The organism is Pseudoxanthomonas sp. PXM04, assembly GCF_014851695.1.
Classification (GTDB): Bacteria; Pseudomonadota; Gammaproteobacteria; order Xanthomonadales; family Xanthomonadaceae; genus Pseudoxanthomonas_A; species Pseudoxanthomonas_A beigongshangi.
Map to the genome: position 1 here is coordinate 399,235 of NZ_JACVAG010000004.1, position 22,113 is coordinate 421,347.

Annotated in this window: 23 protein-coding genes; all 23 read left to right on the plus strand. The window is 68.8% G+C overall.

The window, feature by feature from the left end; all coding sequences use genetic code 11:
• Positions 1 to 261: 261 nt before the first annotated feature.
• The 23 genes from IB228_RS12650 to fliP all read left to right on the plus strand — a co-directional run bounded on the left by IB228_RS12650 (position 262) and on the right by fliP (position 21,893).
• On the plus strand, positions 262 to 1,500 hold the full coding sequence (locus IB228_RS12650; protein ID WP_192198763.1) for a flagellin: 1,239 nt from the start codon (positions 262 to 264) through the stop codon (positions 1,498 to 1,500).
• 79 nt (positions 1,501 to 1,579) lie between these two features.
• Positions 1,580 to 2,773, plus strand: a complete 1,194-nt coding sequence (locus IB228_RS12655; protein ID WP_183636907.1) for a flagellin — start codon at positions 1,580 to 1,582, stop codon at positions 2,771 to 2,773.
• Positions 2,774 to 2,858: 85 nt separating this feature from the next.
• Positions 2,859 to 4,040, plus strand: a complete 1,182-nt coding sequence (locus IB228_RS12660; protein WP_183636910.1) for a flagellin — start codon at positions 2,859 to 2,861, stop codon at positions 4,038 to 4,040.
• Between the two features lie 390 nt (positions 4,041 to 4,430).
• On the plus strand, positions 4,431 to 5,789 hold the full coding sequence (fliD, locus tag IB228_RS12665; protein ID WP_192198764.1) for a flagellar filament capping protein FliD: 1,359 nt from the start codon (positions 4,431 to 4,433) through the stop codon (positions 5,787 to 5,789).
• Between the two features lie 44 nt (positions 5,790 to 5,833).
• Positions 5,834 to 6,250, plus strand: coding sequence for a flagellar export chaperone FliS (fliS, locus tag IB228_RS12670; RefSeq protein ID WP_183636916.1), 417 nt, complete (start codon positions 5,834 to 5,836; stop codon positions 6,248 to 6,250).
• A gap of 1 nt (position 6,251) precedes the next feature.
• Positions 6,252 to 6,554, plus strand: a complete 303-nt coding sequence (locus IB228_RS12675) for a hypothetical protein (protein WP_183636919.1) — start codon at positions 6,252 to 6,254, stop codon at positions 6,552 to 6,554.
• 3 nt (positions 6,555 to 6,557) lie between these two features.
• On the plus strand, positions 6,558 to 7,148 hold the full coding sequence (locus tag IB228_RS12680; RefSeq protein ID WP_183636921.1) for a PilZ domain-containing protein: 591 nt from the start codon (positions 6,558 to 6,560) through the stop codon (positions 7,146 to 7,148).
• A 198-nt stretch (positions 7,149 to 7,346) separates the two neighbouring features.
• Positions 7,347 to 7,979 (plus strand): response regulator transcription factor, encoded by a 633-nt coding sequence (locus tag IB228_RS12685; RefSeq protein WP_141452599.1) that lies wholly within the window; start codon positions 7,347 to 7,349, stop codon positions 7,977 to 7,979.
• Between the two features lie 305 nt (positions 7,980 to 8,284).
• Positions 8,285 to 9,706: an RNA polymerase factor sigma-54 gene (rpoN, locus tag IB228_RS12690; RefSeq protein ID WP_183636924.1), complete on the plus strand. Its 1,422-nt coding sequence runs from the start codon at positions 8,285 to 8,287 to the stop codon at positions 9,704 to 9,706.
• Positions 9,707 to 9,718: 12 nt separating this feature from the next.
• Positions 9,719 to 10,099: a response regulator transcription factor gene (locus IB228_RS12695; RefSeq protein WP_141452597.1), complete on the plus strand. Its 381-nt coding sequence runs from the start codon at positions 9,719 to 9,721 to the stop codon at positions 10,097 to 10,099.
• Positions 10,092 to 11,552: a sigma-54 dependent transcriptional regulator gene (locus IB228_RS12700; RefSeq protein ID WP_192198765.1), complete on the plus strand. Its 1,461-nt coding sequence runs from the start codon at positions 10,092 to 10,094 to the stop codon at positions 11,550 to 11,552. The genes IB228_RS12695 and IB228_RS12700 overlap by 8 nt, the downstream gene beginning before the upstream one ends.
• A 70-nt stretch (positions 11,553 to 11,622) precedes the next feature.
• Positions 11,623 to 11,970, plus strand: a complete 348-nt coding sequence (gene fliE / locus IB228_RS12705; protein WP_183636930.1) for a flagellar hook-basal body complex protein FliE — start codon at positions 11,623 to 11,625, stop codon at positions 11,968 to 11,970.
• A gap of 44 nt (positions 11,971 to 12,014) precedes the next feature.
• Positions 12,015 to 13,685: a flagellar basal-body MS-ring/collar protein FliF gene (fliF, locus tag IB228_RS12710; RefSeq protein WP_192198766.1), complete on the plus strand. Its 1,671-nt coding sequence runs from the start codon at positions 12,015 to 12,017 to the stop codon at positions 13,683 to 13,685.
• Between the two features lie 16 nt (positions 13,686 to 13,701).
• Positions 13,702 to 14,688: a flagellar motor switch protein FliG gene (gene fliG, locus IB228_RS12715; RefSeq protein ID WP_183641068.1), complete on the plus strand. Its 987-nt coding sequence runs from the start codon at positions 13,702 to 13,704 to the stop codon at positions 14,686 to 14,688.
• A complete protein-coding gene (locus tag IB228_RS12720) occupies positions 14,685 to 15,299 on the plus strand; it encodes a FliH/SctL family protein (protein ID WP_183636936.1) in 615 nt (204 codons plus the stop codon). Before fliG ends, IB228_RS12720 begins: the two co-directional genes overlap by 4 nt.
• Complete coding sequence (fliI, locus tag IB228_RS12725; protein WP_183636938.1) at positions 15,296 to 16,678, plus strand: flagellar protein export ATPase FliI; 1,383 nt, start codon at positions 15,296 to 15,298, stop codon at positions 16,676 to 16,678. Before IB228_RS12720 ends, fliI begins: the two co-directional genes overlap by 4 nt.
• A 3-nt stretch (positions 16,679 to 16,681) precedes the next feature.
• Positions 16,682 to 17,140 (plus strand): flagellar export protein FliJ, encoded by a 459-nt coding sequence (gene fliJ / locus IB228_RS12730; RefSeq protein WP_183636940.1) that lies wholly within the window; start codon positions 16,682 to 16,684, stop codon positions 17,138 to 17,140.
• Positions 17,137 to 18,441: a flagellar hook-length control protein FliK gene (locus IB228_RS20080; protein WP_192198767.1), complete on the plus strand. Its 1,305-nt coding sequence runs from the start codon at positions 17,137 to 17,139 to the stop codon at positions 18,439 to 18,441. Before fliJ ends, IB228_RS20080 begins: the two co-directional genes overlap by 4 nt.
• A 296-nt stretch (positions 18,442 to 18,737) precedes the next feature.
• Positions 18,738 to 19,259, plus strand: coding sequence for a flagellar basal body-associated FliL family protein (locus IB228_RS12740; RefSeq protein WP_318289227.1), 522 nt, complete (start codon positions 18,738 to 18,740; stop codon positions 19,257 to 19,259).
• A 16-nt stretch (positions 19,260 to 19,275) separates the two neighbouring features.
• Positions 19,276 to 20,322 carry a flagellar motor switch protein FliM gene (fliM, locus tag IB228_RS12745; protein WP_183636946.1) on the plus strand — a complete coding sequence of 349 codons (1,047 nt, stop codon included), beginning with the start codon at positions 19,276 to 19,278 and terminating at the stop codon, positions 20,320 to 20,322.
• A complete protein-coding gene (gene fliN / locus IB228_RS12750) occupies positions 20,319 to 20,657 on the plus strand; it encodes a flagellar motor switch protein FliN (protein ID WP_141452588.1) in 339 nt (112 codons plus the stop codon). Before fliM ends, fliN begins: the two co-directional genes overlap by 4 nt.
• 10 nt (positions 20,658 to 20,667) lie before the next feature.
• Positions 20,668 to 21,072 carry a flagellar biosynthetic protein FliO gene (fliO, locus tag IB228_RS12755; protein ID WP_192198768.1) on the plus strand — a complete coding sequence of 135 codons (405 nt, stop codon included), beginning with the start codon at positions 20,668 to 20,670 and terminating at the stop codon, positions 21,070 to 21,072.
• 2 nt (positions 21,073 to 21,074) lie between these two features.
• Complete coding sequence (fliP, locus tag IB228_RS12760; RefSeq protein WP_225562418.1) at positions 21,075 to 21,893, plus strand: flagellar type III secretion system pore protein FliP; 819 nt, start codon at positions 21,075 to 21,077, stop codon at positions 21,891 to 21,893.
• Positions 21,894 to 22,113: the final 220 nt, after the last annotated feature.

Consider the following 22,113-nt stretch of genomic DNA (forward strand, 5'->3'; position numbering starts at 1 on the left):
GACGTCGCGAAAGAGCAGCGGAGCGAGCTCCGCTCTACGGTTTTTCGGGGGCCTAAAGTTCCGCCGCACCCTGCCGAATAAGGCGCGCGCCGCGTACCGCACCGGCGCATTTTCCGCACGAAATCGTCATCCCTGGCCTAAAGGTTTTCCGGGCAGCGCCGTTATCCCTTTCGCAAGCAGAGGGCGACTAGCCAACAAACCAACAAACCGGCAGCACCCTCTTTCCATCAACGCCGGGACCTAAATAAGAGGAGACGACCCATGGCACAGGTAATCAACACCAATACGATGTCGTTGAACGCTCAGCGCAACCTGAGCACCAGCGGCGCTTCACTGGCCACCACCATCCAGCGGCTGTCCTCCGGCCTGCGCATCAACAGCGCCAAGGACGACGCCGCCGGACTGGCCATTTCCGAACGCTTCAGCACCCAGATCCGCGGTCTGGACGTGGCCGTGCGCAATGCCAACGACGGCATCTCGCTGGCCCAGGTCGCCGAGGGTTCGCTGAGCGAAATCGGCAACAACCTGCAGCGCATCCGCGAACTGGCCGTGCAGTCGGCCAACGCCAGCAACTCGTCGTCCGACCGCGCCGCGCTGAACGCCGAAGTCAAGCAGCTGACCGCCGAAATCGACCGCGTCGCCAAGCAGGCCGACTTCAACGGCACCAAGCTGCTGGACGGTTCGTTCACCAGCCAGTTGTTCCAGGTCGGCGCCAACGCCGGCCAGGCGATTGCCATCGACAAGGTCGTGGACGCGCGTTCGCAGACCCTGGGCGGCGCGCAGTTCGCCAATGTCTACAAGGGCACCGCGCTGGACAACGCCGGCACTGCGGCGGTCAACGAAGACCTGGCCACCGCCGACACCACCTACTCGCAATTGCAGATCTCGGTGACACCCTCGGGCGGCACCGCCACCACGGTCGACATCGGCGCCTTCCAGGTGAAGGCCGGCCAGTCGATCACCCAGGCCACCGCCGCGGCGATCAACGCCAAGCTGGGCGAAACCGGCGTCTACGCCGAAGTGAAGGCCGGCGTGCTGAACCTGACCTCGACCCAGGACGGGCAGACCTTCGCCCTCGCCTACGCGGGTCCGGCGGTGACCGGTGCCACCGTGGCGACCGCCGGCAACCTGGGCCTGACCGAGACCAGCACCAACGGCGGCACGATGACCGCCGCTGCCAACAGCTTCGTCAAGGATCTGGACATCACCACCTTCGCCGGCGCCCAGCAGGCGCTGGAAATCGTCGACAAGGCGCTGACCGCGGTGAACGGCGCGCGCGCCGACCTCGGCGCCATCCAGAACCGCTTCACCTCGGTGGTGGCCAACCTGCAGACCAGCTCGGAAAACCTGGCCGCTTCGCGCAGCCGTATCCGCGACACGGACTTCGCCAAGGAAACCGCCGAACTGACCCGCACCCAGATCCTGCAGCAGGCCGGCACGGCCATGCTGGCCCAGGCCAACCAGGTGCCGCAGAACGTACTGAGCCTGTTGCAACGCTAACCCTCGCGTCCCCGATGGCACGGCGGGGAATCGTTGAAAACTCGTTCCCCGTGCAGAGAACGCCTAAGGAGTCGAACTCATGGCACAAGTGATCAACACCAACACGATCTCGCTGAATGCCCAGCGCAACCTGGGCACCAGCGGTGCATCGCTGGCCACCACCATCCAGCGGCTGTCTTCCGGCCTGCGCATCAACAGCGCCAAGGACGACGCCGCCGGCCTGGCCATCTCCGAACGCTTCAGCACCCAGATCCGCGGTCTGGACGTGGCCGTGCGCAATGCCAACGACGGCATCTCGCTGGCCCAGGTGGCGGAAGGTTCGCTGACCGAAATCGGCAACAACCTGCAGCGCATCCGTGAGCTGTCGGTGCAGTCGGCCAACGCGACCAACTCGTCGTCCGACCGCGCCGCGCTGAACGCCGAAGTCAAGCAGCTGACCGCCGAAATCGACCGCGTCGCCAAGCAGGCCGATTTCAACGGCACCAAGCTGCTGGACGGCTCGTTCACCAGCCAGCTGTTCCAGGTCGGCGCCAATGCCTCGCAGGCCATCGCCATCGACAAGGTGGTGGACGCCAAGGCCAACGCGCTGGGCGGCGCCAAGTTCGACAAGAACGCGCTGGCCGCCGCGGATCCGGGCACCAACGGCGACGTCAAGGTCACCGGCCTGGTCATCAACGGCGTCGCCATCGATACCGTCGACGTCAAGCAGGGCGCCGACGCGGCCACCACCGGCAAGGCCGCGCGCGCGGCGCTGGTGACCGCCATCAACGCCAAGATGGGCGAAAGCGGCGTGTACGCCGAAGTCAACGCCGCCGGCACCGGCATCGATCTGACCTCGGTCAAGGACAGCGTCAACGCCGACGGCAGCTTCAAGGCCATCACCGCCACGGTCGGCACCTGGACCGGCATCGCCGCGCCGACCTTCACCGCCACGGCGGCGGCGGCGGCCCCGGCCAACCAGTACGCCAGCAACCTGGACATCTCCACCTTCAAGGGTGCCCAGCAGGCGCTGGAAATCGTCGACAAGGCGCTGACCGCGGTGAACAGCGCGCGCGCCGACCTGGGTGCGGTGCAGAACCGCTTCACCTCGGTGGTCGCCAACCTGCAGACCAGCTCGGAAAACCTGGCCGCTTCGCGCAGCCGCATCCGCGATACGGACTTCGCCAAGGAAACCGCCGAACTGACCCGCACCCAGATCCTGCAGCAGGCCGGCACGGCCATGCTGGCCCAGGCCAACCAGGTGCCGCAGAACGTTCTCAGCCTGCTCCGCTAATCACGGAGACAAAGCCGGGGCGGACTCTTTCCCCGTCCGCCCCGGCCAGGCACCACCCCGGTCGCAACACTGAAGGAAATCTTTCATGGCACAAGTCATCAACACCAACACGATTTCGCTGAACGCACAGCGCAATCTCGGCACCAGCGGCGCATCGCTGGCCACCACCATCCAGCGGCTGTCTTCCGGCCTGCGCATCAACAGCGCCAAGGACGACGCCGCCGGCCTGGCCATCTCCGAACGCTTCAGCACCCAGATCCGCGGTCTGGACGTGGCCGTGCGCAATGCCAACGACGGCATCTCGCTGGCCCAGGTCGCCGAAGGCTCGCTGACCGAAATCGGCAACAACCTGCAGCGCATCCGCGAGCTGTCGGTGCAGTCGGCCAACGCCAGCAACTCGTCGTCCGACCGCGCCGCGCTGAACGCCGAAGTCAAGCAGCTGACCTCGGAAATCGACCGCGTCGCCAAGCAGGCCGATTTCAACGGCACCAAGCTGCTGGACGGCTCGTTCACCAGCCAGCTGTTCCAGGTCGGTGCCAACGCCTCGCAGGCCATCGCCATCGACAAGGTGGTCGACGCCCGCGCCAACGCGCTGGGCAACGTCAAGTTCGCCGCCAAGCAGACGGCCACCACCGCGGCCGCCGCGGCCACCGCCGACGGCAAACTGGCGGGCATGCAGGTCAACGGCGTGACCATCGCCGACGTGGAGTGGAAGAACGGCGCGGCCGGCGCGGACATCGCCCAGGCGATCGCCACGGCCGTGAACGCCAAGCTGGGCGAGACCGGCGTGGCCGCCTCGGTCGGCACCGGCGCCGACGCCGGCAAGGTGATCATGACCTCGGTCAAGGCGGGCAAGGACTTCGACATCACCGCCGGCACCATCACCGGTGGCGCCACCGAAATCGGCCTGACCGGCATCGCCGATGCCACCGCCGCGGCCACCACCACCGCCAGCTTCGCCAAGGACCTGGACATCACCACGTTCGAAGGCGCGCAGAAGGCGCTGGAAATCGTCGATGCCGCCCTGACCTCGGTCAACAGCGCGCGCGCCGACCTGGGTGCGGTGCAGAACCGCTTCACCTCGGTGGTCGCCAACCTGCAGACCAGCTCGGAAAACCTGGCCGCCTCGCGCAGCCGCATCCGCGACACGGACTTCGCCAAGGAAACCGCCGAACTGACCCGCACCCAGATCCTGCAGCAGGCCGGCACGGCCATGCTGGCCCAGGCCAACCAGGTGCCGCAGAACGTGCTCAGCCTGCTGCGCTGATCGGTTTCGTCCGCTCCACTGTTTCAGCTTCCTGTCGCATACGGACGGATTCGTCTCCCTCCGTCTTGGCAGTACCCAAACCCCTTCCGGAAACGGGAGGGGTTTCTTTTTTTGGGGATTCGGGATTGGGGATTCGGGATTGGCAAAAGCACTGATCCCCAATCCCGAATCCCCAATCCCGGCTTCACTGGCACAAATCCTGCATCACGCCGGTCGTCCCGCATTTCTCGCCGACCGGGGCTCAAGCCACGGCGGCGGGAGACGGAGAAATGCGGGCTAAAGATCGGCCTCCGGAGGCCGTTACCACTACACGGGCGACGCCGCCATCCATCAAGGATGCCAGGTTCGTCCCGACGCCCGTTCCGGAACGGGCACGACAGGAGATCCTCGATGGCAGACTACTCGCTCGGTTACGGTGGTGTCGGCTCCGGCCTGGACATCACCGGCATGGTGGAGAAACTGGTGGCAGCGGACCGCAAGCCCGCCGACGCCCGCCTCAACCGCATCGAGTCGAGCGCCAAGTTCAAGGTCTCCGCGCTGGGCACGGTCAGCTCGGCCTTCAGCACCCTGGAAACCGCGCTGAAGGCGCTCAAGGCCGCCGATGCCTTCGACAGTCGCACCAGCAAGGTCGGCACCGACACCGTGCTGGGCGCGACCGCCGGCAAGGGCACGCCCAGCGGCGACTACACCATCCAGGTGCTCGACCTGGCCAGCGCCAACAAGTGGACCGCCGACCTGCCCGTCACCGCCGAACAGACCTTCGGCGCCGGCAAACTGACGCTGACGGTGGGCGGCGAGACGCTCGACATCACCATCGCCGAAGGCGCCAAGCTGGTCGACGTGCGCAGCGCGATCAACGACGCCGCGCGCAGCAAGGGCGTGCAGGCCAGCGTGATCACGTCCAACGACGGCCTGTTCCTGTCGGTGGCCTCGGACAAGACCGGCGCCGCCAACGGCATCTCGCTGGCCTTCAGCGAGGGCGGCGCGGATCTGCAGAACCTGGTCAACAGCATGGTCGAACGGGTCCCGGCCGCCGACGCCCGGGTGTCGATCGACGGCCTGACCGTGACCGCCAGCAGCAACAGGATCACCGACGCGGTGCCGGGCCTGACCCTGGACCTGAAGGCCAAGGGCACCAGCACCGTGACCGTGTCCGCCGACGTGGCCGCCAGCCGCAAGCTGGTGCAGGACTTCGTCACCGCGTACAACGGCGCGATCACCGCGATCAACAGTTCCACCCAGTACGACGCCGGCACCGACACCCCGTCCGCGCTCACCGGCGACGCGCAGATGCGCGGCATCGCCGGCCAGATGCGCGGCGTGCTGGGCGACCTGCTCGGCGAACTCGCCAAGCAGGGCCTGGACGCCAAGACCCTGGGCCTGCAGACCAAGGGCTATCCGTCCTCGGACGGCACCCTGACCCTGGACACGGCCAAGTTCGATGCGCTGATGACGTCCAATCCGGAAAAGGTGCGCGTCGCCTTCACCGGCGACAGCGGTTTCGCGGCCAAGCTGCAGACGACCGTGGGCACCTACATCGGCAAGGAAGGCTCGCTCACCCGGCGCACCGACGGCCTCAACGCCCAGCTCAAGGACATCGGCAACCAGCGCAAGGCGCTGGATACGCGCATGGAATCGGTCGGCAATCGCTACAAGGCGCAGTTCGTGGCGCTGGACAACATGATGTCGCGGATGAACAGCACCAGTTCGTACCTTTCGCAGCAGCTTGCTGCACTGGCCTCCCAGTAAGGCCACCTCCGCGGGGAGTCCGCGGGAGACAGGAGATAGAAGGAATGTCAGCCCATTCTTACGCCGCGCAGTACCGCAACACGGGCATCAGCAGCGCCGTGATGGAAGCCGATCCGCACCGCCTGGTCGCGTTGTTGCTGGCCGGCGCCTGCGATCGCATCCGGCTGGCGGAGGCCTGCGTGGAGCACGGCGATCTGGCCCGCAAGGGCAAGGCGATCGGCGAGGTCTGCGCGATCATCGGCCATCTCAACGGTTCGCTGGACCACGAGGCCGGCGGCGAGATCGCCGGCAGCCTGTCGGCGCTGTACGACTACCTGCAGGGCCGGTTGATCGAGGCCAACCTGCACAACGACGCGGCCGCGCTGCGCGAATCGCTGGAACTGCTGGGCGAGATCGAGTCGGCCTGGAACGCCATCCCCGCCGAACAGCGACAGCGTCCGGCCGCGGTCCAGGGAGCCTGAGATGACCGCGGTGTCGATGGACGCCCTGTTCGCGCAATTGCAGGCCATGCACGATAGCCTGCAGAACGGCGATCTGGACACCGTGCAGGGCCTGCTGGACCAGCATGATCGCGATGTCCGCGATTTCATGCAGGCCCCGCAGGGCCGCGATACCGGCACCGACACGCTGTCCAACCTGCTGTACGCGCAGTTGCAGTTGCAGGACCGCCTGCGCGACGCCCGCGACGCGGCCGCGCGCAAGCTGCGCGAATCGCAACAGGCCGAGCGCGCCGCGCGCGCCTATCTGTCGACACCGGGAGCCTGAGCCATGCCCACGCGCGTGCCCCTGCTGAACCATCCGGCGGAAACCGAACTGTTCGGCGATGCCCTGACCTGCGAAGCCTGGCTGCCGGCGGGATTCCGCGTCGGCGAGGCGCGCCAGCCGCCGGCCGCGGCCGAATCGCTGCTGCATGCGCTGGCGGTCGCCGAGGATGCGCGCGGCGACGACACCGACGATCGCAAGGGCGAGCCGTCGATCTCGTTCCAGCGCCTGGAAGCCAAGGTCGATCTGCTGATGAACCTGGTCGGCAAGCTGGCGCGCCAGCGCGACGACGCCCCGCCCCTGCGCGGATTGCGCTGGTCGCACCTGGGCCTGCGCCTGGATGCCACGCAGCCGTTCGGCCTCGCCCAGGGCGATGCCGGGGTGGCCTTGATTGAGCCGGCGAACTGGCTCAGCGATCACATCGAACTGCCGGCACGGGTACTGGCGACGTCCGCCACCGCCGATGGCCTGCATCACCTGTGGCTGCGCTTCGCACCGCTCGGCGCCGGCCTGGCCGACGCGCTGGAGCGCCACCTGTTCCGGCTGCACCGTCGCCAGATCGCCGAAGCGCGGCTGATGGCGCGCCAGGCCGACTGAGGTTCATCACCGTCGCTCTCGTCCGCGAACGCGGCGCCGACCGAACGGGCACCGGGCACCTCGACGGAAACCCGTCACCGGGGACAAGCTTGTGTGACGAACTTCAAGCTTTGACGGCTTCGACACTTAAGTAACATTGGCGGGATCCCGACGGGCCGCTATCGTGGCGCGACCTCCCCACGAGCCCTGCCCCTTCCAGTGCGTGTCCTGATCGTTGATGACCATACCCTGGTGCGTGCCGGCATCGGCCGCTTGCTCCAGTCGATCGCGGACGTGGATGTGGTGGCGGAGGCTTCGGACGCGCAACAGGCGCTGGACATGGCCGCCATCCACCGGCCCGACGTCATCCTGCTTGACCTGTCGCTGCCCGATCGCAGCGGGCTGGATCTGCTCAAGCCGCTGAAGGAATCGCTGCCGCAGACCAAGGTCGTGATCATGTCGATGCACAACGATCCCGGCCAGGTGCGCAGCGCGCTGGATCGCGGCTGCGCCGGCTTCGTGGTCAAGGAGGCCGCGCCGATGGAACTGGAACTGGCCCTGCGCGCGGCCGCCGCCGGCCAGGTGTTCCTGAGTCCGCAGGTGTCGTCGAAGATGCTGGCGCCGATGCTGGGCCAGGCGCGGCCGACCGGCATCGACGCGCTGTCGCCGCGCCAGCGCCAGATCCTGCGCAAGCTGGGCGGTGGCATGAGCAGCAAGGAAATCGCCGCGCACCTGGGCATCAGCGTCAAGACGGTGGAAACCCATCGCGCGCGGATGATGGAATCACTGGGCTGCCGGCGCGCCAACGACCTGCTGCTGCTGGCCGCGCGCCACCAGAACGATCTGGCCTGAGGTTTCTGGCCCGGGCCTTGCAAGACAAGGGGGCGTCCGCCGTTCCCGCGGCGGCGCACCGTCGCCAGGTCCTCTCCAGGCCCCCCGACGGCGCTCTCCCCGCCATTCCCCCGACACCCCATCGCGTCCAAAGTCCGGCGATGTCAGGAAATCCCTGACAGCGCCCTCGGGCATGCCCCCACCACGACCAGAAACGCCCTGATTCTTTTTCCGCCGCGCGCGGCGCAAAGTTTCCCCACGACGTGAAATCCACGTGAACGTCGAATCGGGGCAACGATGCAAACGCGGCGAATGGGGATTTGGGGATGAAGACGGGACTCACCACGCAGCTCGGCCAGCAACTGCACCTCACGCCGCAGCTGCTGCAATCGATCCGGCTGCTGCAACTGGACGGCCTGCAACTGGAAATGGAAGTCCGCCGCGCGCTGGACGCCAATCCGCTGCTGGAACTGGAAGAGGAGCCCGTCGCCGTCGGCGAGCAGGGCGATGCCGCCAGCGCCCCGCTGGAAACCGCCGCCTTCGACGAACTGCCCGAAACCTCGATGTGGGACGTGCATGGCGGCGGCTGGCAGGAAGGCGACGACGACCGCCTGCAGCGCCTGGAAGACGCCGGCAGCACCGACCCGCAGGTGCGCGCGCTGCAGTCGCTGGCGCTGGAACTGGACGCGCCCGCGCTGGCCGTGGCCGCGTTCTGGCTCGAACACACCGACGAGGCCGGTTACCTGGGTGCCGACGCGGATGCGCTGGCCGCCCAGGCCGCCGAACGCTTCGCCATCACCGCCGCGGCCGCCGAAACGATCCGCCAGCGCATCCTGCACGGCGAATGCGCCGGCCTGGCCGCGCGCGACCTGCGCGAATGCCTGCGGGCGCAGCTGGCCGCCCTGCCCGGCCGCGTGCCGGCCCGCCACATCGCCGCCCGCATCCTCGACGAAGCGCTGGACCTGCTGGCCGCGCACGACGAAAACGCACTGGCCGCGCGCCTGCACCTGGATCCGGAACAGATCCGCGAAGGCATCCGCCTGATCCTGTCGCTGCAGCCGCGCCCGGCCGAAACCCTGCTGCCCGCCCCCACCGGCCACATCGTGCCGGACGTGGTCGCCTGGCATGCCGACTGCGCGTGGCGGGTCGCGCTGAATCCGGCCACCACTCCGCGCCTGTCGGTCTCGCCGCTGCACGAGCGCGCGCTGGACCAGTTGGATTCGAAGGCCGAACAAGGCGACGGCGCCCGCCGCCTGCGCGAGCTGCTGCAGGAAGCGCGCTGGCTGACCCGCGGCCTGTCGATGCGCTATGAAACCCTGCTGCGCACCGCCCGCGCGATCGTCGAGCGCCAGGCCGGCTTCCTCGCCCATGGCGACGAGGCGATGGCGCCGCTGACCCTGAAGGAAATCGCCGATGAAATCGGCATGCACGAGTCCACCGTCTCGCGCATCACCACCGGCAAGTACATGCAGACCCCGCGCGGCACCTTCGAGCTGAAGCATTTCTTCGCCGTCCGCCTGGAGGGCGCCAGCGTGTCCGGCCCGGCGGTGCGCGCGATGGTCCGCCGCCTGATCGAGAACGAACCGGCGCACAAGCCGCTGGCCGACGAGGCGATCGCCGGCCTGCTGGCCCGCCAGGGCATCCACATCGCCCGCCGCACGGTCGCCAAGTATCGGGAACAGCTGGACATCGCCTCCGCACGCGACCGCCGGCGCGGTAACGTGTCGGCCTTGGCCAGGGCCGGATAAGGAAGCACGCGCATGAACAAGATCACCGTACTGCTGGTGGACGACCACGAGGGTTTCATCAACGCGGCCATCCGCCACCTGCGCAAGCTGGACTGGCTGGACATCGTCGGCCGGGCCAGCAACGGCCTGGAGGCGATCGAGCGTTCGGAGTCGCTGCGCCCGGACGTGGTGCTGATGGACCTGGCGATGCCCGAGATGGGCGGCCTGCAGGCCACCCGCCTGATCAAGACCCAGGACCAGCCGCCGTTCGTGGTCATCGCCAGCCACTTCGACGACGCCGAACACCGCGAGCACGCCAGCCGCGCCGGCGCCGACGAATTCGTCAGCAAGCTTTCCTACATCCAGGAAGTCCTCCCCATCCTGGAAAAGTTCCGAGACAACCGCCATGAGTGAATCCCGAATCCTTGTCCTCGACGCCGATGCCGCCCGCGCGGTGCGGGTGACCGACCTGCTGGAGTTCATGGACCTGACCCCGCGCTGGGCCGCCGAGGCCGGCGACGTCGACATCCGCCGGCACCGCCCGCACGACTTCATGGCGGTGATCGTCGGCCGGATCGAGGACGGCCCGTCCACCCGCGCGCTGTTCGCCTGGCTGGGCGATGCGCCGTTGCCGCCGCCGGTGCTGCTGCTGGAGGCCGAACCGGCCGCGTTCGCCACCGCCCACGGCCTGCACGAGGCCGGGGTGTGGCCGCTGGATACCCCGATCCGCCACAGCCAGCTGGAAAGCTGCCTACGCCGGGCCAGCCTCAAGCGGCTGGACACCGAGCACCAGGCGCAGACCGCGCAGGGCAACGGTCCGACCGGCAACAGCCCGGCGGTGGTGCGCCTGCGCCGGCTGATCGACCAGGTCGCCGCGTTCGACACCACCGTGCTGGTGCTGGGCGAATCCGGCACCGGCAAGGAAGTGGTGGCGCGCGCCATCCACGAGCATTCGCCGCGCCGCGACGGTCCGTTCGTGGCCATCAACTGCGGCGCGATTCCGCCGGACCTGCTGGAAAGCGAATTGTTCGGCCACGAGAAGGGTGCCTTCACCGGCGCGCTGAGCGCGCGCAAGGGCCGCTTCGAGATGGCCGAGGGCGGCACCCTGCTGCTGGACGAAATCGGCGACATGAGCCTGCCGATGCAGGTCAAGCTGCTGCGCGTGCTGCAGGAGCGCAGCTTCGAGCGCGTCGGCGGCAACCAGACCATCCGCTGCAACGTGCGGGTGATCGCCGCGACCCACCGCAACCTGGAGGATCGCATCGCCGAAGGCCACTTCCGCGAGGATCTGTTCTATCGGCTCAACGTGTTCCCGATCGAGATGCCCGCGCTGCGCGAGCGCCTCGACGATCTGCCGGCGCTGGTCACCACCCTGGCGATGCAATTGGCCCGCACCGGCCGCGGTGAAGTGCGCTTCGCCGACGAGACCCTGCAGGCGCTGCGCTTCTATCCCTGGCCGGGCAACGTGCGCGAACTGACCAACCTGGTCGAGCGCATGGCGGTGCTGCACCCCGGCGGGCTGGTGCGGGTGCAGGACCTGCCGCGCCGCTACCTGCCGGAGGACGGCGTGCTGCCGGTGCCGGCGGACGCTGCGCAGGCCACGCTGGCGCCCCGCGCGGAAAGCAGCGGTACGGCGCCCATGGAAATCACGACCGTCGCCGCGTCCGATCGCCTGCCCGAAGACGGCATCGACCTGCGCGAGCACATCGCCCGCATCGAACTGAACCTGATTCGCGACGCGCTGGATCGCGCCGGCGGCGTGGTCGCCCACGCGGCCCAGTTGCTCGGCCTGCGCCGCACCACCCTGGTGGAAAAGCTGCGCAAGTACGGCGTCGAACGCGAGGACGCGCTGGCGACGGAAAACTGACAGGCCCGGCGCGGCGGTTGCGGCACGCATCTTGCAACGATGAGCCCAGACACTCCGCCGAACCGCGCCCATGTCCGATTCCGTCGCCTCCATCCTCTCGCAGATCCGCAGCTACCAGCACCAGCTGGGCGCGCGCGCGCTGGAGCCGGTGCAGAACCCGAACGCGGTCCAGTTCGGCCAGCCCGCGGTCAAGGCGCCCAGCTTCGGCGAGACCCTGCAGAACGCGCTGCAAGGCGTCAACGACGCGCAGAAGACCGCCGGCGCGCTGTCGCAGGCGTTCGAACTCGGTGACCCGCGCGCCGATCTGGCGCGGGTGATGGTCGCCGCCCAGCAGTCGCAGGTCGCCTTCCGCGCCACCGTCGAAGTCCGCAACCGTCTCGTCCAGGCCTACCAGGACGTGATGAACATGCCGCTGTAACCCACCGCACCGCCTGAGCCCGAACGCACCGGAACCGCACGCCCATGGCCCTGACCCTGTCCAAGGAATCACTGAAGGAATCGCTGAGCGCCGAGAAGGCCGGCGCCGCGCTGACCAAGATCCAGGACTTCCCGGTGTTCCGCCAGCTCGGCACGCTGCTGATGATCGCCGGTGCGGTCGCGGTCGGCCTGATGGTGTTCTTCTGGTCGCAGAAGCCCGACTTCACCCCGCTCTACACCGGCCTGGACCCCAAGGCCACCGCCGAGGCCGCCGACCTGCTGCGCGCCGCGCAGATTCCGTTCCAGCTGGATCAGGCCAGCGGCGCGATTTCGGTGCCCGCCGAGAACCTGCACGACGCCCGCCTGAAACTGGCCGGTTCGGGCCTGGCCGAGAACGGCCGGCTCGGCTTCGAGTTGATGGAACGCGATCCCGGTTTCGGCGTCAGCCAGTTCGTCGAGAACGCCCGCTACCAGCACGCGCTGGAAACCGAGCTGGTGCGCACCATCACCACCCTGCGCCCGGTCCGTGACGCGCGGGTGCACCTGGCCATTCCCAAGCCCAGCGCGTTCACCCGCCAGCGCGAGGTCGCCAGCGCCTCGGTGGTGCTGGAACTGCGTTCGGGCGCGATGCTGGAACGCAACCAGGTCGATGCCATCGTGCACCTGGTGTCCTCGAGCATTCCGGACCTGGCGCCGGAACGCGTCACCGTGGTCGACCAGAGCGGCCGCATGCTGACCATCAGCGATCCCAACAGCGAGGCCGCGCTCAACGCCGCCCAGTTCGAGCGTGTGCGCAAGCTGGAAACCTCGCTCAACCAGCGCATCAAGGAATTGCTGGAACCGCTGACCGGCCCCGGCCGGATCAACGCCGAGGTCGCGGTGGACATGGACTTCTCGGTGGTCGAGGAAGCGCGCGAGACCTTCGCCAACGATCCGGCCAAGGTGCGCAGCGAGCAGGTCAGCCAGAACACGCTCGCCAAGCCGGGACCGGAGGGCGTGCCCGGCGCGATCAGCAATACCCCGCCCGGTCCCAACGCCGCCGCCGCGCCCAATCCCGAGGCGCCGGTGGAGACCGCCAGCAGCGCGACCCGCAACTTCGAGATGGATCGCACCCTGCAACACACCCGCCAGCCCGCCGGCCGGGTACGCCGGGTCACCGCCGCGGTGCTGGTCGATCACGTGCCGCGCGCCGGCGCCAACGGCAAGACCACGATGGTGCCGCTGGACGCGGCCACCCTCACCCGGGTCGAGGCGCTGGTGAAGGAAGCGGTGGGCTTCGACGCCGCGCGCGGCGACTCGGTGTCGGTGATGAACGCGCCGTTCGTGCGCGAGCCGGTGCCGGTGGAGGACGTGCCGTTCTGGGAAAGCCCGTGGCTGCAGAACCCGATGGTGCGCGACGTCGCCCGCTATGGCCTGGGCGCGATCGTGGTGCTGGCGCTGCTGTTCGGCGTGCTGCGCCCGGCGATGCGCCAGATCATCCAGCCCCGCGCGAAAAAGGCCGCCCCCGACGCGGTGGACGTGAGCCTGGTCGACGAAGGCGACGAGGATGCCCGCATCGTCGCCGCGCTGCGCCAGGACCATGCCGAGATCAGCGTGCCGCGCGCGCTGGCCTCCGATGCCTACGAGGACCGCCTGCGCCACGCCCGCGAGGCGGTCAAGAACGATTCCAAGCAGGTCGCGCAGGTGGTGAAGGACTGGGTGGCCAGCGATGATTAATCCCAACGACACCGAACTGACCGGCGTGCAGCGCGCCGCCGTCCTGCTGCTCTCGCTGGGCGAGCAGGACGCCGCCGAAGTGCTCAAGCACATGAACGCCAAGGAAGTGCAGAAGCTCGGCATCGCCATGGCCACCATCAGCGGCATCAGCCGCGAACAGGTGCTGCAGGTGATGGACAGCTTCAACCACTCGCTGGAGAAGCAGACCTCGCTGGGCATGGGCGCCGACGACTACGTGCGCAAGGTGCTGGTGCAGGCGCTGGGCGAGGACAAGGCCGGCAGCCTGATCGATCGCATCCTGCTGGGGCGCAACACCACCGGCCTGGACACCCTGAAGTGGATGGACCCGCGCGCGATTGCGGATCTGGTGCGCAACGAGCACCCGCAGATCATCGCCATCGTGCTCTCGCACCTGGACAGCGACCAGGCCGCCGAGACCCTGAAGATGCTGCCCGAACGCGCCCGCTCGGACGTGCTGCTGCGCATCGCCACCCTCGACGGCATCCCGCCGAACGCGCTCAACGAACTCAACGAGATCATGGAGCGCCAGTTCTCCGGCAACCAGAACCTGAAGTCCTCCAGCATCGGCGGCATCAAGGTGGCCGCGAACATCCTCAATTTCATGGACAGTGGCCAGGACCAGACCATCCTGGGCGCGATCAACCACATCGACGCCGACCTGGGCGCGCGCATCCAGGACCTGATGTTCGTGTTCGACAACCTGATCGACCTGGACGATCGCGAACTGCAGGCGATGCTGCGCGAAGTGCCCAACGACCGCCTGGGCCTGGCCCTGCGCGGCGCCGACGCCAAGGTGCGCGAGAAGATCACCCGCAACATGTCCCAGCGCGCCGCGCAGATCCTGATGGAAGACATGGAGGCGCGCGGTCCAGTGCGGCTGTCGGACGTGGAAGGCGCGCAGAAGGAAATCCTCGCCATCGTCCGCCGCCTGGCCGACCAGGGCGTCATCTCGCTCAACGCCAGCAGTGAGGAGATGGTATGAACGATCCGGTGCGCTGGATGGCCCCGCCGCTGGATTTCGTGGCCCGCCGCGCGCCGGAGGCCGAGCCGCCGCCGGTGCTGCGTCCGCCGAGCCTGGAGGAAATCCAGGCGATCGAGGAAGCCGCCTACCGCGAGGGGCTGGAGCGCGGCCGTACCGAGGGCCACGCCGAGGGTTTCGCCCAGGGCCAGGCCGAGGTGCGCCGGTTGACCGCGCAGATCGAAGGCATCCTGGACAATTTCTCGCGCCCGCTGGATCGGCTGGAGAACGAAGTGATGGGCGCGCTGTCGGAACTGGCGGTGCGCATCGCCGGCAGCCTGGTCGGACGCGCCTACCAGGCCGACCCGATGCTGCTGTCGGAACTGGCCAGCGCCGCGCTCGACGCGGTGGGCGGCACCAGCCGCGAAGTCGAATTGCGCCTGCATCCGGACGACATCGCCGCGTTGACGCCGGTGCTGTCGATGATGCCGACCACCCGGCTGACCGCCGACACCTCGCTCAGCCGCGGCGACCTGCGCGTGCACGCCGAGAGCGTGCGCATCGACGGCACCCTGGAAGCGCGCCTGCGCGGTGCGCTGGAAAACGTATTGCAGCGCGGAGGCGCCCTCGGATGAGCGCGCAACCGCTGGAATGGCTGAATGCCCGCGACCTGCGGCTGGCCGCGCGGCTGTCGCAGATCCGCCCCACCCTCGGCAGCCACGGCCTGATCCGCGAGGGCATCCTGCGCCGCGCGGTCGGCCTGACCCTGGAGGCGATCGGCTGCGAGGCGCCGCTGGGCGCCACCTGCAAGGTCGAAGTGGTCGATGGCGGCTGGGTCGACGCGGAAGTGGTCGGCTTCTCCGGCGAACGCACCTACCTGATGCCCAGCGCCGAACTGCACGGCCTGCTGCCGAACGCGCGGGTGGTGCCGCTGCGCCGGCGCGGCGGCGTGGAAGTCGGCGAAGGCCTGCTCGGCCGGGTCATCGACTCGGACGGCGTGCCGCTGGACGGGCGCGGCCCGATCCGCGCCGAGTCCACCGTCAGCCTGTCCGGCGTGGCGATCAATCCGCTCTCGCGCGAACCCATCACCCAGCCGCTGGACGTGGGCGTGCGCGCGATCAACGCGCTGCTGCCCATCGGCCGCGGCCAGCGCGTGGGCCTGTTCGCCGGCTCCGGCGTCGGCAAGTCGACCCTGCTGGGCATGATGACCCGCTACACCGCCGCCGACGTGATCGTGGTCGGCCTGATCGGCGAACGCGGGCGCGAAGTGCGCGACTTCGTCGAAAGCACGCTCGGCCCGGCGGGCCTGGCGCGCGCAGTGGTGGTGGCCAGTCCGGCCGATCGTCCGCCGCTGGCGCGCCTGCAGGGCGCCTATCGCGCCACCGCGATCGCCGAGTGGTTCCGCGACCAGGGTTTGAACGTCCTGCTGCTGATGGATTCGCTGACCCGTTTCGCCCAGGCCCAGCGCGAGATCGGCCTGTCGGTGGGCGAACCGCCGACCACCCGCGGCTATCCGCCGTCAGTGTTCGCGCGCCTGCCCGCGCTGGTCGAACGCGCCGGCAACGGCTCGGCCGGACGCGGCTCGATCACCGCCTTCTACACCGTGCTGACCGAAGGCGACGATCCGCAGGATCCGATCGCCGACGCCGCCCGCGCCATCCTCGACGGCCACATCCTGCTCTCGCGCCGGGTCGCCGACAGCGGCCTGTATCCGGCCATCGACGTGGAATCCTCGGTCAGCCGCGTGGTCACCGAAATCGCCGACGAGACCTGGCGCGATCGCATCCGCAAACTGAAGCGGCTGCTGTCGGCCTACACCAGCAACCGCGACCTGATCGCCATCGGCGCCTACCAGCGCGGCAGCGATCCGACCGTCGACGAGGCCTTGGAACGATGGCCGGAGATCGTCGAATTCCTCGGCCAGGACGTGGCCCGCTCGGCGGATCTGCGGGACAGCCGCGATGCGCTGGAGCAACTGGTCGAACGCAATGCGCAAGCCCGCAAGGAACCCTAAGCCATGATGCAATCCCGTCGAATCGACCCGCTGCTGCGCCGCGCCCAGGAGAAGGAAGACGCGGTCGCCCGCGATCTGGCCGAGCGCCAGCGCACGCTGGCGATGCACGAATCGCGGCTGGAGGAACTGCGTCGCTACGCCGACGAATACGCCGGCAGCCAGATGGCCGCGACCAGCCCGGCGCAGTTGGCCAACCGGCGGGCCTTCCTGGATCGCCTGGACAGCGCGGTGCAGCAGCAGGTGCAGACCGTGGATCGCAGCCGCGCCAGCGTGGACATCGAGCGCGACCGGCTGCTGCTGGCCAGCCGCGACAAGCAGGTGCTGGAACAACTGGCCGCCAGCTACCGGGTGCAGGAGCACCAGGTGGTCGAGCGCCGCAACCAGCGCGAGATGGATGATCTGGGCGCGCGCCGCGCGCGCCTGGCGGCGACCGCCGCCGAGGAAACCGAGGAGAGCAAGTGAAGGCGGATGCTTCCAGTTGGCTGGGCGGCGTGGGCGCGAACGCGGGTGCCGGCAGCGCCGGCGCGAACGGTCCGCGCACGGCCGAACCCTCGGCGAAGAAACCCGCCTTCGAGCAGTTGCTGCGCCGCGATGCGCCCGGTGCCCGCGCGGAATCCGCCGCACCGGCCGGCAAGCGCCAGCGCGACGCCGCTCCGGCGTGCGAGCCCGTGCGGGATGCGCGCACAGACGACCCCGCCCGCGCGCAGGCGGATGAGGCGAACGCTTCCGCCGACGACGCCGCATCCGCATCCGCGTCCGCCGCGCAGGCGGAACGCGACACGCGAAAGGACCGCCACGAAAGCGCCGACGAGGACGCCGCCTGGCCTCCCGCCGGACTGATCCTGGCGGTGTTCCCGCCTCCCCTGGACAGCCTTGCCGGCACGCCGGAAAGCGTCCCGCCGGGAATCCCGGGGCACGGCACGTCCGCGTTGTCGACCGGTTTCCCGGCCGGACTGCGCCTGGCCGCGAACGCGATGCCGATGGCAGGCACCATGCTCACCGAAGGTGGACTGGCTACGCCGACCACCAGTGCGGAGGCCGCGCCAGCGGATCCGCTCGCCTTCGCCAGCGCGATGGCGAACCCCGCCCGGCCTGCCGACGCTCGTCCGGCATCCGTATCCACCGGCACCGCCCCGTCCACGATTCCGATCGGCGACCTCGCCGCCGGCGAAACCACGCCCTTGCCCGCCACGCTCGCCGCCGGACTGGCCGCGCTCAAGGACATGGCCGGTGATGCCGGCGGCGCCGATACGGACGCGCCCGCGCCGATCGCCGCTCCCCTGGCCGGCATGCCCGCGCCCGCCTCCGATTACGGCCTTGCCCGCACCGCCACCGTCAATCCGCTGGCGTCGATGACGCCGGACCTGCGCGGTGACCGTTTCGGCGACACCCTCGGCACCCAGATGACCTGGATGGCCGAACAGAAAATCGGCCATGCCCACATCCGGGTCAGCCCCGGCGATCTGGGCGCGATTGAAGTCAGCCTGCGCCTGGACGGCGATCGCGTGCACGCCGATTTCAGCAGCGCGCAGCCGGAAGTCCGGCAGGCGTTGCAGGACAGCCTGCCGCGCCTGCGCGAAATGCTGGGCCAACAGGGTTTCCTGCTGGCGCAGGCCGACGTCGGCCACCGCCAGCAGCCGCAGTCCTCGCCGGCCCAGGCCAATGCCACACGTGGCGGCGACGGCACCGGCTCGGGCACGGACACCGCACCCCGCAGCGCGCCGGTTCGCATCGCCCGCGGATTGCTGGACGCCTACGCCTGACCCGCAACGCCCGTAGAGCGGAGCTCGCTCCGCTGCTTGGGCATTTGCTTTGGCCTGAATGGTTCGTTCGTCATCGGTATCGCGCGCCAGCACCCGGTAACCCTTCCGGATGAAGGCCGGACGGAATGGCAAAGCTGGAGCAGCGGAGCAAGCTCCGCTCTACGTCGGTGCCCCGGCCGGGCTGTCGGCGGCTCCGCACGGCGGCGTGTGCCTCCGCCGGATTTCCGGCACCGCCCCGCCGGGTCCACGGCACGCCACTTGCATCTTCTCCCGCGTCCATCCAGGAGAACGCCCGCGTGCCCCCCGCCGAGAAACCCGACCCCAAGCTGCTCAAACCAACGCCCAAGGCGGGCAAGCCCTGGCTGATCATCGGCCTGGTCGCGCTGGTTGCCGCCGGTGCGGCCGGCGGCGGCGCCTGGTTCTTCGCATCGCGCAACGCCGCGTCCGCCAAGGCGGCCGAAGCCAAGCCCGCGCCCGACGCCAGCAAGGTCCCCGCGCCGGCGCAGTACTTCGCCCTGGAGCCGCCCTTCGTGGTCAACCTGATCGGTTCGGCCGGCGGCGCGCGCTACCTGCAGGTCGAAGTGCAGCTGATGACCCGCGATCCGGAGTCGCTCAAGGCCATCGAACTGCACGCCCCGGCCCTGCGTGCCAAATTGCTGATGCTGTTCGCCCAGCAGAACGCCGAGGAGCTGATCACCCGCGCCGGCAAGGAAAAGCTGCAGGCGCAGGCGCTGGCCGAGGTGCGCAAGCTGATGAAGGCGGAGACCGGCAAGCCGGGGGCCGAGCAATTGCTGTTCACCAGTTTCGTGATGCAGTAAGGGGAAGCCCGCGATGATGAGCGACCTGCTTTCGCAAGACGAAATCGACGCCCTGCTCCACGGCGTCGATTCCGGTGCGATCGAGACCGACGAGCCGCCGCCGGACCCCGGCGTCGCCCGCCTGTACGACTTCGCCAGCCAGGACCGCATCGTCCGCGGCCGCCTGCCCACGCTGGAGATGATCAACGAGCGCTTCACCCGCACCTGGCGCATCGGCCTGTTCAACCTGCTGCGCCGCTCGGCCGACCTGTCGGTGCGTGGCATCGAGATGATCAAGTTCGGCGAGTACCTGCACTCGCTGTACGTGCCGACCAACCTCAACCTGATCCGACTCAAGCCGCTGCGCGGCGTCGGCCTGATGGTGTTCGAGCCCAAGCTGGTCTACACGGTGGTGGACAACTTCTTCGGCGGCGACGGCCGCTATCCGGCCAAGATCGAGGGCCGCGAGTTCACCGCCACCGAGATGCGGGTGATCCACCTGTTGCTCAAGCAGACCTTCACCGATCTGGTCGACGCCTGGGCGCCGGTGATGCCGGTGGAATTCGAGTACATCAACTCGGAAGTCAATCCGCACTTCGCCAACATCGTCAGTCCGCGCGAGTACGTGGTGGTCAGCCGCTTCCATGTCGAACTGGACGGCGGCGGCGGCGATCTGCACATCACCCTGCCTTATTCGATGCTGGAGCCGATCCGCGAACTGCTCGACGCCGGCATCCAGTCCGACCGCGTGCACGACGACGACAGCTTCCGCGACAGCGTCAACGATCTGCTGCGCGGCGCCGAGGTCACCCTGTCCAGCGTGCTCGCCGAGAAGCGCATCAGCCTGCGCGATCTCACCCGTTTGAAGGTGGGCGACATCCTGCCCATCGACCTGCCGCGCACGGTGCCGGTGTGCGTCGAGCAGGTGCCGGTGTTCACCGGCGAGTTCGGCACCTCCAACGGCAACAACGCGGTGAAGATCATCGCCCATCGTCCGCCCGGCGCGCTGGTCACGCCGCCGCCCGCGGCGCCCTCGCTCGCCCCGACCGCTACCGACATCGCCACCCAGGATTCCCTGCCATGAACCAACCCCTCACCGAAGAAGCCGCCGCCGCGCAATTCGAGGCCCTGCAGGCCGACGCCGGACGCAGCCTCAGCGACATGAGCCTGGACGTCATCCTGGACGTGCCGGTGGTGCTGTCGCTGGAAGTCGGCCGCACCCGCATCCCGATCCGCAACCTGCTGCAGCTCAACCAGGGCTCGGTGGTGGAACTGGAGCGCGGCGCGGGCGAGCCGCTGGACGTGTTCGTCAACGGCACCCTGATCGCACACGGCGAAGTAGTGGTCGTCAACGAACGCTTCGGCGTGCGCCTGACCGACGTGGTCAGCCCGAGCGAACGCATCCGCCGCCTGCGCTGAGCCACGGTCCATGTCGTTTCCGCTTCCCCTGATCGCCGCCGCCGCCACGGCCGCCGCACCCGCGCAGAAGGTTGGCCACGCCGCGCCGGCCACGCCCGGCATCGGCGGCGCGCTGGTCGGCCTGATCCTGGTATTGGGCCTGATCCTCGGCCTGGCCTGGCTGCTCAAGCGCCTGCCCGGTGCCGGCCTGGGCCTGCGCCCGAACGATCAGCTGCGGATCGTCACCAGCCTGTCGGTCGGCACCAAGGAACGCCTGCTGGTGGTCGAGGTGGGCGGCGAACAACTGCTGCTGGGCGTGAGCCCGGGCGGCATCGCCCACCTGCATCGCCTGCCCGAACCGCTGCCGCCGGTGCCGGTGCAACCCCTGCCCAACTTCGCCGAACTGCTGGCCAAGCGCCTGCGCAAAGAGAAATGATGATGCGTCGCCTGTTGCCCTTCCTGCTGTGCCTGTGGCTGCTGGCCGCGCCCGTGCTGGCGTTCGCGCAGAACGCGCAGGCCGCCGCTCCCGCCCCCGCCACGGCCGCCACCGCGCCAGCGGCGCCCACGCCGCCGGGCAAGCCGACCCTGCCCACGCTGCCGGACGTCAACGTCGGCCAGATTGGCGATCGCAACGTCAGCCTGCCGTTGCAGACGCTGCTGCTGATGACGGCGATCACCCTGATCCCGTCGATTCTGCTGGCGATGACCGCGTTCACCCGCATCATCATCGTGCTGGGCCTGCTGCGGCAGGCCTTGGGCACCGGCCAGACCCCGTCCAACCAGGTGCTGGTGGGGCTGGCGCTGTTCCTGACCATGCTGGTGATGATGCCGGTCGGCGAGAAAGCCTGGGCGCAGGGCATGGCGCCGTATCTCGACGGCCAGATCGACTTCGCCACCGCCTGGACCCTGACCACTGGTCCGCTGCGCGACTTCATGCTGGCGCAGGTGCGCGAAACCGACCTGATGACCTTCGCCGGCATGGCTGGCCATGCCAGCTACGCGAGTCCGGCCGACGTGCCGTTCCCGATCGTGGTCGCCTCCTTCATGACCAGCGAACTGAAGACCGCGTTCGAAATCGGCTTCCTGATCTTCATCCCCTTCGTGATCATCGACCTGGTCGTGGCCAGCGTGCTGATGTCGATGGGCATGATGATGCTCTCGCCGATGCTGGTCTCTGCCCCCTTCAAGATCCTGCTGTTCGTGCTGGTCGACGGCTGGGTCTTGATCGTCGGCTCGCTGGCGGCGAGCTTCAACTGAGTGGGATTCGGGATTCGGGATTGGGGATTCGCAAGAGCCGAAGCGCCTTTCCCAATCCCCAATCTCCAATCCCCAATCTCCAATCCCCAATCTCCAATCCCCAATCCCCAATCCCCAATCCCCAATCCCCAATCCCCAATCCCCAATCCCCAATCTCCAATCCCCAATCCCCAATCCCCAATCCCCAATCCCCAATCCCCAATCCCCAATCCCCAATCCC